1 protein-coding gene is annotated in these 16,565 nt (G+C 61.5%); it reads left to right on the top strand.

The features are described from left to right. The first annotated feature begins 48 nt into the window (after window positions 1-48). Complete coding sequence (locus HV753_RS22525) at window positions 49-16,461, top strand: VCBS domain-containing protein (protein WP_175176807.1); 16,413 nt, start codon at window positions 49-51, stop codon at window positions 16,459-16,461. Window positions 16,462-16,565: the final 104 nt, after the last annotated feature.

Genomic DNA, 16,565 nt, shown 5'->3' with positions numbered 1-16,565 from the left:
CCCTCTAGTATCTGGTCATCTTGGATAACTCCCTGAAACGGAACCAACATGGCCAACACTTCCCCCGCAGTCGTCAATGAAATCTCTGGTCGCGCGTGGATACGCAATAGCGACGGTTCACTGACCGAACTGCATCAAGGCAGCAAAGTCCCCGCCGGCAGTGACATCGTCACTGCCTCGGGCGCCACGGTTTCCCTTCAGGTTGAAAACGGCATGCCGATCGTCATCGGTGAAGGCCGCGAAGTCGCCGTAAATGGGGACATGGCTGGTCCGCTGGCCGATCCGAGCGAAGCCTCGGTAGCCCCGCCCACCGGTACCGATTCCGACCGCCTCCTGGCCGCTTTGCAAGCCGGCCGCGACCCGTTCGACGAACTGGACCCGACCGCCGCCATCGTGGCAGGCAGCGGCGATGCCGGCGGCAGCAGCTTTGTCCGCTTGGCCCGCATCCTGGAAACCACGACGCCCTTGGATCTGGCCTACGGCAACCCGGGCCGCGGCGACGACACCGTGCCCCGCGCATCGTCCGCCGGCCTGGCTGGCGACGGTACTGACGACGGCACCACGCCGGTCGGCACCAACAACGCCGCACCGTCTGCGCTGAACGACATCGGCCGCGGCGACCAAAACACCACGATTCGCGGCAACCTGCTGACCAATGACTCGGACCCCGACGGCGATCCGTTGGCCATCGTTTCCGTCAGCGGCCGTCCGATGACGCCGGGCGGCGTATCGGTCACCGGCACCAACGGCGGTACCTTCACTGTGCTGCCTGACGGCAGCTATGTCTTCACGCCGGGCACGGGCTTCCAGCATCTGCCGGAAGGCCAGACCACCACCACCACGATTTCCTACACCGTCACCGACCCCAGCGGCGCGACGTCCACGGCTACCGTCGAAGTGACGGTCGTCGGCGTGAACGACCCCGCACTCATCACTCCCGCCACGTCGGATGATGACAAGGGCACGGTCAAGGAAGACACCACCTTCACCACGAACGGCAAACTCAATGTCACTGACGTGGACGACGGCGAAGCCCGCTTTGTCGTGCAATCCGGCCAGGCTGGCCAGCACGGCACGTTCTCGATCGACGCCAGCGGTTCGTGGGTCTATAACCTGAACAACAACGACGCCCGCGTACAAGCGCTGGCAGTCGGTGAAACCCTGACCGAAACGTTCACCGTCACCACCGCGGACGGCACGACCGGCACGGTGGTCGTCACGATCCAGGGCACCAACGACGTTCCGACACTGAGCGGCCAGGCCGCCGGTGCCGTGACCGAAGACACCGCACTTGCCGTGACCGGCAAGCTGGATGTCACGGACGTCGACACGAGCGACACCCATACCTGGTCGATCAACAACAACGGCGCCGGCCAATACGGCGCGCTGTCGGTAGACGCGAACGGCAACTGGACCTACAACCTGACCAACGGCAACCCGACGGTGCAAGCGTTGGGCGTGGGCGAATCGCTGACTGAGAAATTCACCGTGACCGTCAACGACGGCCATGGTGGCGTCACGACCCAGGAAGTCACGATCACCATCAACGGCACCAACGATGCACCGGTCATCAGTGGCGAAGCCACTGGCTCGGTCACCGACGGCGGCACCACCAGCGTCACCGGCCAACTGGGCCAGACCGACGTGGACGTGAACGACACGCACACGTGGACGGTCGGCAACAACGGCAAGGGTGACTTTGGCAGCTTCACGGTGGATAACACCGGCAAGTGGACCTACAACCTGGACGACAGCAACACCACCGTCAAGGGCCTGAAGAGCGGTGAATCGATCACCGAAACCTTCACGGTCACGGTTGATGACGGCCATGGCGGCGTTACGAACCAGCAAATCACGGTCACGATCAACGGCACCGACGACGGCGCCGTCATCAACCCCGCTCAACCGGGCGATGACAAGGGTCAGGTCGTTGAAGACGTGACCCTGACCGTCGGCGGCAAGCTCGACGTGACGGACCCGGATGCGGGCGAAGCCGTGTTTGTGACTCAAACGAACGCTGCTGGTCAACACGGTACGTTCTCCATCGATGCCGATGGCAAGTGGACGTATAACCTGACCAACAACGACCCGGCTGTCCAAGGCCTGGGCGCTGGCAAGACCCTGACCGAGACCTTCACCGTCACGACGGCTGATGGCACGACCGGTCAAGTGGTTGTGACCATTGTGGGTACCAACGACATCCCGGTGCTGACCGGCAAGGCCGATGGTGCAGTCACCGAAGACGGCACGCTGGTTGCCACTGGCAAGCTGGATGTCGCCGACGTTGACACGACCGACACGCATACTTGGACTGTCAACAACGACGGCAAGGGTACGTATGGTTCTTTCTCGGTCGACTCGACGGGTAACTGGACCTACAACCTGGACAACGCCAACAAGGACGTCCAAGGTCTGAAGTCGGGTCAGTCGATCACCGAGACCTTCACTGTCACCGTCGACGACGGCAATGGCGGCGTGGTCACCAAGGACGTGACGGTCACGATCAACGGCACGGACGACGGCGCGGTCATCAACCCCGCGCAACCGGGTGACGACAAGGGCGAAGTCACGGAAGACGTGACGCTCACGACCGGCGGCAAGCTGGAAGTCACCGATCCCGATGCTGGTCAAGCCGTATTTGTGGCTCAAACCAATTCGGCCGGTCAACACGGCTCCTTCTCCATCGATGCTGATGGCAAGTGGACCTACAACCTGACCAACAACGACCCGGCTGTCCAAGGCCTGGGTGCTGGCAAGACCCTGACCGAGACCTTCACCGTCACGACGGCTGACGGCACCACGGGTCAAGTGGTTGTCACCATCGTTGGCACCAACGACATCCCGGTCCTGACCGGCAAGGCTGACGGCGCAGTCACTGAAGACGGCACGCTGGTTGCCACCGGCAAGCTGGATGTGGCGGACGTTGACACGACCGATACCCACACCTGGACCGTCAACAATGACGGCAAGGGTACGTACGGTTCCTTCTCCGTGGATGGCAGCGGCAACTGGACCTACAACCTGGACAACGCCAACAAGGACATCCAAGGTCTGAAGTCCGGTGAGTCCATCACCGAAACGTTCACCGTGACCGTCGATGACGGCAATGGCGGCGTGGTCACGAAGGACGTAACCGTCACCATCAACGGCACCGACGACGGCGCGGTCATCAACCCCGCGCAACCGGGCGACGACAAGGGCGAAGTCACAGAAGACGTGATGCTCACGACCGGCGGCAAGCTGGAAGTCACCGATCCCGATGCTGGTCAAGCCGTATTTGTGGCTCAAACCAACTCGGCCGGTCAACACGGCACCTTCTCCATCGACGCTGATGGCAAGTGGACCTACAACCTGACCAACAATGACCCGGCCGTTCAAGGCCTGGGCGCTGGCAAGACCCTGACCGAGACCTTCACCGTTACGACGGCTGATGGCACGACCGGTCAAGTGGTTGTGACCATCGTTGGCACTAACGACATCCCGGTGCTGACCGGCAAGGCCGACGGCGCAGTCACCGAAGACGGCACCCTGGTTGCCACTGGCAAGCTGGACGTGGCGGACGTTGACACGACCGACACGCATACTTGGACCGTCAACAACGACGGCAAGGGGACCTATGGTTCCTTCTCCGTGGATGGCAGCGGCAACTGGACCTACAACCTGGACAACTCCAACAAGGACATCCAAGGTCTGAAGTCCGGTGAGTCGATCACCGAAACGTTCACCGTGACCGTCGATGACGGCAATGGCGGCGTGGTCACGAAGGACGTAACCGTCACCATCAACGGCACCGACGACGGCGCGGTCATCAACCCCGCGCAACCGGGCGACGACAAGGGCGAAGTCACAGAAGACGTGATGCTCACGACCGGCGGCAAGCTGGAAGTCACCGATCCCGATGCTGGCCAGGCGGTCTTCAATCCGCAGACCAACGCTGCCGGTCAACACGGCACGTTCTCCATCGATGCGGATGGCAAGTGGACGTATAACCTGACCAACAACGACCCAGCTGTCCAAGGCCTGGGCGCTGGCAAGACCCTGACCGAGACCTTCACCGTCACGACGGCTGACGGTACGACCGGTCAAGTGGTTGTGACCATTGTGGGTACCAACGACATTCCGGTACTGACTGGCAAGGCCGACGGTGCAGTCACCGAAGACGGCACGCTGGTTGCCACCGGCAAGCTGGATGTCGCGGACGTTGACACCACCGACACGCATACCTGGACCGTTAACAATGATGGCAAGGGTACGTACGGTTCCTTCTCCGTGGATGGCAGCGGCAACTGGACCTACAACCTGGACAACGCCAACAAGGACGTCCAAGGTCTGAAGTCCGGTGAGTCCATCACCGAAACGTTCACTGTCACCGTCGATGACGGCAATGGCGGCGTGGTCACGAAGGATGTGACGGTCACCATCAACGGCACCGACGACGGCGCTGTTATCAACCCTGCTCAACCGGGCGATGACAAGGGCGAAGTCACAGAAGACGTGACGCTCACGACCGGCGGCAAGCTGGAAGTCACCGATCCCGATGCTGGCCAGGCGGTCTTCAATCCGCAGACCAACGCTGCCGGTCAACACGGCACCTTCTCCATCGACGCCGATGGCAAGTGGACCTATAACCTGACCAACAACGACCCGGCTGTCCAAGGCCTGGGCGCTGGCAAGACGCTGACCGAAACCTTCACCGTCACCACGGCTGATGGCACGACCGGTCAAGTGGTTGTGACCATTGTGGGTACCAATGACATTCCGGTCCTGACCGGTAAGGCCGATGGTGCAGTCACCGAAGACGGCACGTTGGTTGCGACAGGCAAGCTGGACGTCGCGGACGTTGACACCACCGACACGCACGCTTGGACCGTCAACAATGATGGCAAGGGTACGTATGGCTCGTTCTCGGTCGACTCGACCGGCAACTGGACCTACAACCTGGACAACGCCAACAAGGATGTCCAAGGCCTGAAGTCCGGTGAGTCGATTACCGAGACCTTCACGGTCACCGTCGATGACGGCAACGGCGGCGTGGTCACCAAGGATGTGACCGTCACGATCAACGGCACGGACGACGGCGCCGTGATCAATCCGTCGGTTCCGGGTGATGACAAGGGCCAAGTTGTTGAAGACGTGACCCTGACCGTCGGCGGCAAGCTGGACGTGACGGACCCGGATGCGGGCGAAGCCGTGTTTGTGGCTCAAACGAACGCTGCCGGTCAGCACGGCACGTTCTCCATCGACGCCGATGGCAAGTGGACCTACAACCTGACCAACAACGACCCGGCTGTCCAAGGCTTGGGCGCTGGCAAGACGCTGACCGAAACTTTCACCGTTACGACGGCTGATGGCACAACCGGTCAAGTCGTGGTCACGATCGTCGGTACCAACGACATTCCGGTCCTGACCGGTAAGGCTGACGGCGCAGTCACTGAAGACGGCACGCTGGTCGCTACCGGCAAGCTGGATGTCGCGGACGTTGACACGACCGATACCCACATCTGGACCGTTAACAACGACGGCAAGGGTACGTACGGCTCCTTCTCCGTGGACGGCAGCGGCAACTGGACCTACAACCTGGACAACGCCAATAAGGATGTCCAGGGTCTGAAGTCCGGGCAGTCGATCACCGAGACGTTCACGGTCACCGTCGATGACGGCAATGGCGGCGTGGTCACCAAGGACGTAACCGTCACCATCAACGGCACCGACGACGGCGCAATCATCAACCCCGCGCAACCGGGCGACGACAAGGGCGAAGTCACAGAAGACGTGACGCTCACGACCGGCGGCAAGCTGGAAGTCACCGATCCGGACGCCGGCCAAGCCGTATTTGTGGCTCAAACCAACGCTGCTGGTCAACACGGCACCTTCTCCATCGATGCTGATGGCAAGTGGACCTACAACCTGACCAACAATGACCCGGCTGTCCAAGGCCTGGGTGCTGGCAAGACGCTGACCGAGACCTTCACCGTCACGACGGCTGATGGCACGACCGGTCAAGTCGTGGTCACGATCGTCGGCACCAACGACATTCCGGTCCTGACCGGCAAGGCCGATGGTGCAGTCACCGAAGACGGCACGCTGGTTGCCACTGGCAAGCTGGATGTCGCCGACGTTGACACGACCGACACGCATACCTGGACCGTCAACAACGACGGCAAGGGTACGTACGGCTCCTTCTCCGTGGATGGCAGCGGCAACTGGACCTACAACCTGGACAACGCCAACAAGGACGTCCAAGGCCTGAAGTCCGGTGAGTCCATCACCGAGACCTTCACCGTCACCGTCGATGACGGCAATGGCGGCGTGGTCACCAAGGATGTGACCGTCACGATCAACGGCACGGACGACGGCGCCGTGATCAATCCGTCGGTTCCGGGTGATGACAAGGGCCAAGTTGTTGAAGACGTGACCCTGACCGTCGGCGGCAAGCTGGAAGTCACCGACCCCGATGCTGGTCAAGCCGTATTTGTGGCGCAAACCAACTCGGCCGGTCAACACGGCACCTTCTCCATCGACGCTGATGGCAAGTGGACGTATAACCTGACCAACAACGACCCGGCTGTCCAAGGCCTGGGCGCTGGCAAGACCCTGACCGAGACCTTCACCGTTACGACGGCTGATGGCACGACCGGTCAAGTCGTGGTCACGATCGTCGGCACCAACGACATCCCGGTGCTGACCGGCAAGGCCGACGGTGCAGTCACCGAAGACGGCACGCTGGTTGCCACTGGCAAGCTGGATGTCGCCGACGTTGACACCACCGATACCCACACCTGGACCGTCAACAACGACGGCAAGGGTACGTACGGTTCCTTCTCCGTGGATGGCAGCGGCAACTGGACCTACAACCTGGACAATGCCAACAAGGACGTCCAAGGCCTGAAGTCCGGTGAGTCCATCACCGAGACCTTCACCGTCACCGTCGATGACGGCAACGGCGGCGTGGTCACGAAGGATGTGACGGTCACCATCAACGGCACCGACGACGGCGCTGTTATCAACCCTGCTCAACCGGGCGATGACAAGGGCCAAGTTGTTGAAGACGTGACCCTGACCGTCGGCGGCAAGCTCGACGTGACGGATCCGGACGCGGGCGAAGCCGTGTTTGTGGCTCAAACGAACGCTGCTGGTCAACACGGCACCTTCTCCATCGATGCTGATGGCAAGTGGACCTACAACCTGACCAACAATGACCCGGCTGTCCAAGGCCTGGGTGCTGGCAAGACCCTGACCGAGACCTTCACCGTCACGACGGCTGATGGCACGACCGGTCAAGTCGTGGTCACGATCGTGGGTACCAACGACATCCCGGTCCTGACCGGCAAGGCCGATGGTGCAGTCACCGAAGACGGCACGCTGGTTGCCACTGGCAAGCTGGATGTCGCCGACGTTGACACCACCGACACGCACACTTGGACCGTTAACAACGACGGCAAGGGTACGTACGGCTCGTTCTCGGTCGACTCGACGGGCAACTGGACCTACAACCTGGACAATGCCAACAAGGACGTCCAAGGCCTGAAGTCCGGTGAGTCCATCACCGAGACCTTCACCGTCACCGTCGATGACGGCAATGGCGGCGTGGTCACGAAGGACGTAACCGTCACGATCAACGGCACGGACGACGGCGCCGTCATCAACCCCGCGCAACCGGGCGACGACAAGGGCGAAGTCAAGGAAGATGTGACACTCACGACCGGCGGCAAGCTGGAAGTCACCGACCCGGACGCCGGCCAAGCCGTATTTGTGGCGCAAACCAACTCGGCCGGTCAACACGGCACCTTCTCCATCGATGCGGATGGCAAGTGGACGTATAACCTGACCAACAACGACCCGGCTGTCCAAGGCCTGGGCGCTGGCAAGACCCTGACCGAAACCTTCACCGTCACCACGGCTGATGGCACCACCGGTCAAGTGGTTGTCACCATCGTTGGTACCAACGACATCCCTGTCATCGCGGGCCAAGCCTCGGGTTCCGTGACGGAAAGCACGTCCCTGAGTACGACTGGTCAATTGACGCAAACCGATGTCGACACCACCGACAATCACACTTGGTCTGTCGGCAACAATGGCAAGGGTGATTACGGCAACTTCTCGGTCGACAATACGGGCAAGTGGACCTACAACCTCGACAACAACAACCCCGACGTCAAGGCGTTGAAGGCCGGCGAATCCATCACCGAGACCTTCACCGTGACCGTCGATGACGGCAATGGCGGCGTGGTCACCAAGGATGTGACGGTCACGATCAACGGCACGGACGACGGCGCCGTTATTAATCCGTCGGTTCCGGGTGATGACAAGGGCCAAGTCGTCGAAGACGTGACCCTGACCGTCGGCGGCAAGCTCGACGTGACGGATCCGGATGCGGGCGAAGCCGTGTTCCAGGCTCAAACGAATGCCCCGGGCCAACACGGTACGTTCTCCATCGACGCCGATGGCAAGTGGACGTACAACCTGACCAACAACGACCCGGCTGTCCAAGGCCTGGGCGCTGGCAAGACCCTGACCGAGACCTTCACCGTCACGACGGCTGACGGTACGACCGGTCAAGTGGTTGTGACCATTGTGGGCACCAACGACATCCCGGTGCTGACCGGTAAGGCCGACGGCGCAGTCACTGAAGACGGCACGCTGGTCGCTACCGGCAAGTTGGATGTCGCTGACGTTGACACCACCGACACGCACACTTGGACCGTTAACAACGACGGCAAGGGTACGTACGGCTCGTTCTCGGTCGACTCGACCGGCAACTGGACCTACAACCTGGACAATGCCAACAAGGACGTCCAAGGTCTGAAGTCCGGTGAGTCCATCACCGAGACCTTCACGGTCACGGTTGACGACGGCAATGGCGGCGTGGTCACCAAGGACGTGACGGTCACGATCAACGGCACGGACGACGGCGCCGTGATCAATCCGTCGGTTCCGGGTGATGACAAGGGCCAAGTTGTTGAAGACGTGACCCTGACCGTCGGCGGCAAGCTCGACGTGACGGATCCGGATGCGGGCGAAGCCGTGTTTGTGGCGCAAACCAATTCGGCTGGTCAACACGGCACCTTCTCCATCGACGCTGATGGCAAGTGGACGTATAACCTGACCAACAACGACCCGGCCGTCCAAGGCCTGGGTGCTGGCAAGACCCTGACCGAGACCTTCACCGTCACGACGGCTGACGGTACGACCGGTCAAGTGGTTGTGACCATTGTGGGCACCAACGACATTCCGGTCCTGACCGGTAAGGCCGACGGTGCTGTCACTGAAGACGGCACGCTGGTCGCTACCGGCAAGCTGGATGTCGCTGACGTTGACACCACCGACACGCATACCTGGACCGTTAACAACGACGGCAAGGGTACGTACGGTTCCTTCTCGGTCGACTCGACGGGCAACTGGACCTACAACCTGGACAATGCCAACAAGGACGTCCAAGGCCTGAAGTCCGGTGAATCCATCACCGAGACCTTCACGGTCACCGTCGATGACGGCAATGGCGGCGTGGTCACCAAGGATGTGACGGTCACGATCAACGGCACGGACGACGGCGCCGTGATCAATCCCTCGGTTCCGGGTGATGACAAGGGCCAAGTTGTTGAAGACGTGACCCTGACCGTCGGCGGCAAGCTCGACGTGACGGATCCGGACGCGGGCGAAGCCGTGTTTGTGGCTCAAACGAACGCTGCCGGTCAACACGGCACCTTCTCCATCGACGCCGATGGCAAGTGGACGTACAACCTGACCAACAACGACCCGGCTGTCCAAGGCCTGGGCGCTGGCAAGACCCTGACCGAGACCTTCACCGTTACGACGGCTGACGGCACCACGGGTCAAGTGGTTGTGACCATTGTGGGTACTAACGACATCCCGGTGCTGACCGGTAAGGCCGACGGTGCTGTCACTGAAGACGGCACGCTGGTCGCTACCGGCAAGCTGGATGTCGCTGACGTTGACACGACCGATACCCACACCTGGACCGTCAACAACGACGGCAAGGGTACGTACGGTTCCTTCTCGGTCGACTCGACGGGCAACTGGACCTACAACCTGGACAATGCCAACAAGGACGTCCAAGGCCTGAAGTCCGGTGAATCCATCACCGAGACCTTCACCGTGACCGTCGATGACGGCAATGGCGGCGTGGTCACCAAGGATGTGACGGTCACGATCAACGGCACGGACGACGGCGCCGTGATCAATCCGTCGGTTCCGGGTGATGACAAGGGCCAAGTTGTTGAAGACGTGACCCTGACCGTCGGCGGCAAGCTCGACGTGACGGATCCGGACGCGGGCGAAGCCGTGTTCCAGGCTCAAACGAATGCCCCGGGCCAACACGGCACGTTCTCCATCGACGCCGATGGCAAGTGGACCTACAACCTGACCAACAACGACCCGGCTGTCCAAGGCTTGGGCGCTGGCAAGACCCTGACCGAGACCTTCACCGTCACGACGGCTGATGGCACGACCGGTCAAGTGGTTGTGACCATTGTGGGTACCAACGACATCCCGGTCCTGACCGGCAAGGCTGACGGCGCAGTCACCGAAGACGGCACCCTGGTTGCCACTGGCAAGCTGGACGTCGCGGACGTTGACACCACCGACACGCACACCTGGACCGTCAACAACGACGGCAAGGGAACCTATGGTTCCTTCTCCGTGGATGGCAGCGGCAACTGGACCTACAACCTGGACAATGCCAACAAGGACATCCAAGGTCTGAAGTCCGGTGAGTCCATCACCGAAACGTTCACCGTGACCGTCGATGACGGCAACGGCGGCGTGGTCACGAAGGACGTAACCGTCACCATCAACGGCACCGACGACGGCGCGGTCATCAACCCCGCGCAACCGGGCGACGACAAGGGCGAAGTCACAGAAGACGTGACGCTCACGACCGGCGGCAAGCTGGAAGTCACCGATCCGGACGCCGGCCAAGCCGTATTTGTGGCTCAAACGAACGCTGCTGGTCAGCACGGCACGTTCTCCATCGATGCTGATGGCAAGTGGACTTACAACCTGACCAACAACGACCCGGCTGTCCAAGGCCTGGGCGCTGGCAAGACCCTGACCGAGACCTTCACCGTCACGACGGCTGATGGCACGACCGGTCAAGTCGTGGTCACAATCGTGGGTACCAACGACATCCCGGTCCTGACCGGCAAGGCCGATGGTGCAGTCACCGAAGACGGTACGCTGGTTGCCACCGGCAAGCTGGATGTCGCGGACGTTGACACCACCGATACCCATACCTGGACCGTCGACAATGACGGCAAGGGAACCTATGGTTCCTTCTCCGTGGATGGCAGCGGCAACTGGACCTACAACCTGGACAACGCCAACAAGGATGTCCAAGGCCTGAAGTCCGGTGAATCCATCACCGAGACCTTCACGGTCACCGTCGATGACGGCAATGGCGGAGTGGTCACGAAGGACGTAACCGTCACCATCAACGGCACGGACGACGGCGCCATCATCACCCCCGCTCAACCGGGCGACGACAAGGGCGAAGTCACGGAAGACGTGACGCTCACGACCGGCGGCAAGCTGGAAGTCACCGACCTCGATGCTGGCCAGGCGGTCTTCAATCCGCAGACCAACGCTGCCGGTCAGCACGGCACCTTCTCCATCGACGCCGATGGCAAGTGGACCTACAACCTGACCAACAACGACCCGGCTGTCCAAGGCCTGGGCGCTGGCAAGACGCTGACCGAAACCTTCACCGTTACGACGGCTGACGGTACGACCGGTCAAGTCGTGGTCACGATCGTCGGTACCAACGACATCCCGGTCCTGACCGGTAAGGCCGATGGTGCAGTCACCGAAGACGGCACGCTGGTTGCCACTGGCAAGCTGGATGTCGCCGACGTTGACACGACTGACACGCATACCTGGACTGTCAACAACGACGGCAAGGGTACGTACGGTTCGTTCTCGGTCGACTCGACGGGTAACTGGACCTACAACCTGGACAATGCCAACAAGGATGTCCAAGGTCTGAAGTCCGGTCAGTCCATTACCGAAACGTTCACCGTGACCGTCGATGACGGCAATGGCGGAGTGGTCACGAAGGACGTAACCGTCACCATTAACGGCACCGACGACGGCGCCATCATCACCCCCGCTCAACCGGGCGATGACGCCGGCACGGTCAAGGAAGACTCCGTCCTCACCACTGGCGGCAAGCTGAACGTGACGGATCCGGACGTGGGTCAAGCCGTGTTTGTGGCGCAAACGAATGCTGCTGGTCAACACGGTAAGTTCTCCATCGATGCCAACGGCAACTGGACTTATCAACTTACTAACAGCGACGCGCGGGTCCAGGCGTTGGCGGTCGGCGAGACCCTGACCGAGACCTTCACGGTCAAGACGGCCGACGGAACCACAGGTGAGGTTACGGTCACCATCGAAGGCACCAACGACGTCCCGACGATCAGCGGCACCACAACGGGTGCCGTGACGGAAGACGCGGTGCTGAACACGGTCTCAGGCCAACTGTCCAAGACCGACGTCGACACGACGGACACGCATACCTGGTCGGTCAACAATGACGGCAAGGGTATCTATGGCACCTTCGCCGTGGATGCCACGGGCAAGTGGACCTACTCGCTGGACAACACCAGCGCCAAGGTGCAGGCCTTGGCCGCTGGCCAGCAAGTCACGGACAAAATCACCGTGACCGTCGACGACGGCCACGGCGGTACGGCCCAGCAGGTCATTACGATCACGGTCACCGGCACGAATGACGCCCCGACCATCGGCGGCGTCGCCAACGGCGCAGTCAAGGAGGACGGCACGCAAGTCGTCACCGGACAGCTCAGCAAGGCCGACGTCGACACGACCGACACGCATACCTGGTCCGTCAGTGACAACGGCAAGGGCACGTACGGCACGTTGGTGGTCGACAACACCGGCAAGTGGACCTATACGCTGGACAACGGCAACACCAAGGTGCAGTCGCTGGCCGATGGTCAGCAAGTGACCGACAAGATCACCGTGACCGTCGATGACGGCCACGGCGGCAAGGCCGAGCAGGTCATCACGATCACCGTCACCGGCACCAATGACGTCCCGACCATCGGTGGCACCATCTCTGGCGGCGTGACCGAAGATGGCACGCAAGTTGTCAGCGGCCAATTGACCAAGACCGACATCGACACGACCGACACGCACACGTGGTCGCTCAACAATGCGGGCAAGGGCGTTTACGGTTCCTTTGTGGTGGATGCCACGGGCAAGTGGACCTATACGCTGGACAACGGCAACACCAAGGTGCAGTCGCTGGCTGATGGCCAGCAAGTGACCGACAAGATCACCGTGACCGTCGATGACGGCCATGGTGGTACCGCCACGCAGGTCATCACCGTGACCGTGACGGGCACCAACGATGCGCCGACCATCGCCGGCAAAGCCACGGGCGCCGTGAAGGAAGACGGCACGTTGACCGCAAACGGCCAGTTGACCAAGACCGACATCGACACAACCGATACGCACACCTGGTCCGTCAGCAATAACGGCGCAGGCAAGTACGGTACCTTCACGGTTGACTCGACGGGCAAGTGGACCTACACGCTGAACAACGGAGCGGCCAACGTTCAGGGCCTGAAGGAAGGCGAACAGGTGACCGACACGATCACCGTGACCGTCAATGACGGCCACGGCGGTAAGGCGGATCAGCCCATCACCATCACCATCACGGGAACCAATGATGCCCCGGTGATCACCGGCCAGACCTCAGGCACGGTGACTGAGGACTACACCCTGACCACGACCGGCAAGCTGACGGTGGTGGACGCGGACGTGGGCCAGAGCGGTGTCGCTGCACAGAGCAACGTGGTCGGCAAGTACGGCACGTTCTCGATCGACGCCAACGGCAACTGGACCTACACGCTGAACAACAGCTTGACGGTGGTACAGAACCTGCCTGCGGGCGCCCTGCTCTCCGAGTCGTTCAATGTGACCGCCGGCGACGGCACGACGGTTCAGCCGATCACGGTCTCGATCGTGGGCACGAACGACGCGCCGGTTGCCGCCGACAACTCCGCCAACGTGGAAATCGGCACCAGCCATGTCTTCACGGTGGCCGAGTTCAACTTCAGCGACGGCGCCGAAGGCAACGCATTGCAAAGCGTGATCATCTCGCGCTTGCCGACGGACGGCACGCTGACGCTCAACGGCAACCCCGTGACGCTGAACACCGCCGTCTCGGCGGCGGACATCGCCGCAGGCAAGCTGGTCTTCACCCCGTCGTCCAACGGTCTGGATACCTCGATCGGGTTCCAGGTGCGCGACAGCGGTGGTACCGACCACGGCGGCCAGAACACCTCCGGCACCTACAACTTCGTGCTGAACACGAACAACATGGTGGCGGGCGAAAACGTCGGCAGCGGCACGGGCACGACGCCGGTGTTGAACGGCGGTTCGGGCGACGACATCATCCTGGGCGACAAGGGCGGCACGGTCACGACCGTTGAGCCGGGCAAGAACTACAACATTGCCCTGGTGGTGGATACGTCTGGCAGCATGGCCTACGGGCTGGATGGCAGCACGGGCGTCAGCTACAACCAATCGCGCATGAAACTGGTTAAGGACGCCTTGGTTGTCCTGGCCAACCAGCTTTCCGGCCATGATGGCAAGGTCAACGTCACGCTGATCGGGTTTGCAACGAGCAGTGGCGAGAACATCAGTATCAACAATCTCTCGACGGCCACCCTGCCCTCGCTGCTTGCTGCCATTGATGCGCTCACCGCCAACGGCGGCACCAACTACGAAGCCGCGTTCAACACCGCGGTGAACTGGTTCAATCAGCAAAGCAACAGCGGCAACAGCGTCGCCAACGGCTACGAAAACAAGACCTTCTTCCTGACCGATGGCGACCCGACCTACTACCAGACCACCGACTGGTGGGGCCGCCCCACCGTGGGCGGTACGGGGAACTCCACGGACACGACCACCATCAATGAGTCGCTGTCCGGGTTCAACCCGCTGGCCAACATCAGCCAGGTCAATGCCATCGGCATCGGCCCGGGCGTGAATGCCGACATTCTGCGCGTGTTCGACAACACGGGCGGCGGCGGCACGGCGTATGCACCGGTCGGTAGCGGTTCGAACTCGACGCTGGCCAACTTCAATTCGAGTTCGAATTGGGGCAACATGTCCAACTGGACCCTCACGGGAACCGGCAGCGGCAGCTCGGTGACGCGCAACAACAACGCCTTGCAGATCGTCGATACCGCGGGCGGCACGCACACCACCGCGACCAGCCCGACGTTCACGATCTCAGCCTACGGCAAGGTGACGTTCGATGTGACCACCAGCAACTATGCGACGGGTGACAAGTTCATCTGGACGTTGCAGCGCTGGGATGGCAGCAAGTGGGTCAACGTGGACAGCGGCAACACCACCGCCGCGCTGTCCGGGACGACCTCCGTGTCTTCTGCTGTCGTGGCGTCGGGCACCTATCGCCTGGTCTACGACCTGGAAGACACCACCAGCAACTCGCAGAGCGCCACGGTCCAGATCGACAACATCGTGCAAACGAGCTGGTCGTCCTGCAACGTGGTGTCGGCCCCTGGCGGCCAGGTGGACATCGTGCTGAAGCCGGAAGACCTGACGGCGGCACTTCAGGGCGGCAACATCACCAATGACCCGGCGGTGGTCGGCAACGACGTCATCAACGGCGGCGCTGGCAACGACATTATCTTTGGCGACACGATCAACACTGATCACCTCGCCTGGGGCAACGTCGCCGCGGGTTCGCATGACGGCCAAGGCCTGAAGGCGCTGCAAGACTTCCTGGCGTACCAGAACGGCCACGCTGCAACCAGCTCGGAGATCTACGAGTACCTGAAGACCAACCACGCGCAGTTCAACCTGCCGGACGATCCGCGCGGTGGCGACGACACCGTCCATGGCGGCACGGGCGATGACATCATCTACGGCCAGGGCGGCAACGACTCCCTGTACGGCGATGACGGCAACGACATCCTCTACGGTGGTGCTGGCAATGACTACCTGCACGGTGGTGCCGGCAACGATACGTTGGATGGCGGTTCGGGCAACGACACGCTGATCGGCGGCAAGGGCGACGACACCTTGTACGGTGGCGCCGGCAGCGATACCTTCAAGTGGGAGTTGAACGACCAGGGCTCCATCGCCGCGCCGGCAGTCGACACGATCAAGGACTTCTCCAACGCTACGATCGCCAATGGCGGCGATGTCCTGGATCTGAAGGATCTGCTGATCGGAGAAAAGGACGGCACGCTGACGCAATACCTGAATATCCACAAGGAAGGCAACAACACGGTCATCGACATCAACACCAAGGGTCAGATTGCCCAAGGTGCCGACCAGAAGATCGTGCTGGAGAATGTGGACCTGACGAACAATGGCCAGATGAATAATCAGGCCATCATCAACGACCTGTTGCAGAAGGGGAAGTTGAACGTTGATCACAGCTAAAGCGTAGTACCCCAGGGGCGGGCTATTGATGGCCCACCCCTGGGTAGCAGGCATTTTTTCTACAGGCATGTCTGCGAGAGTCGGAAAAATGTGAAAATCCGTTT

Origin of the sequence: Achromobacter pestifer (assembly GCF_902859625.1) — a bacterium.
GTDB classification, from domain to species: Bacteria; Pseudomonadota; Gammaproteobacteria; order Burkholderiales; family Burkholderiaceae_B; genus Achromobacter; species Achromobacter pestifer.
The sequence above is the reverse complement of the archived record's forward strand: the minus strand, read 5'-3'. Positions and strand labels throughout refer to the sequence as shown.

Coding starts and splice junctions, on each gene's coding strand:
- HV753_RS22525 (WP_175176807.1), top strand. CDS start 49: ATGGCCAACACTTCCCCCGCAGTCGTCAATGAAATCTCTGGTCGCGCG.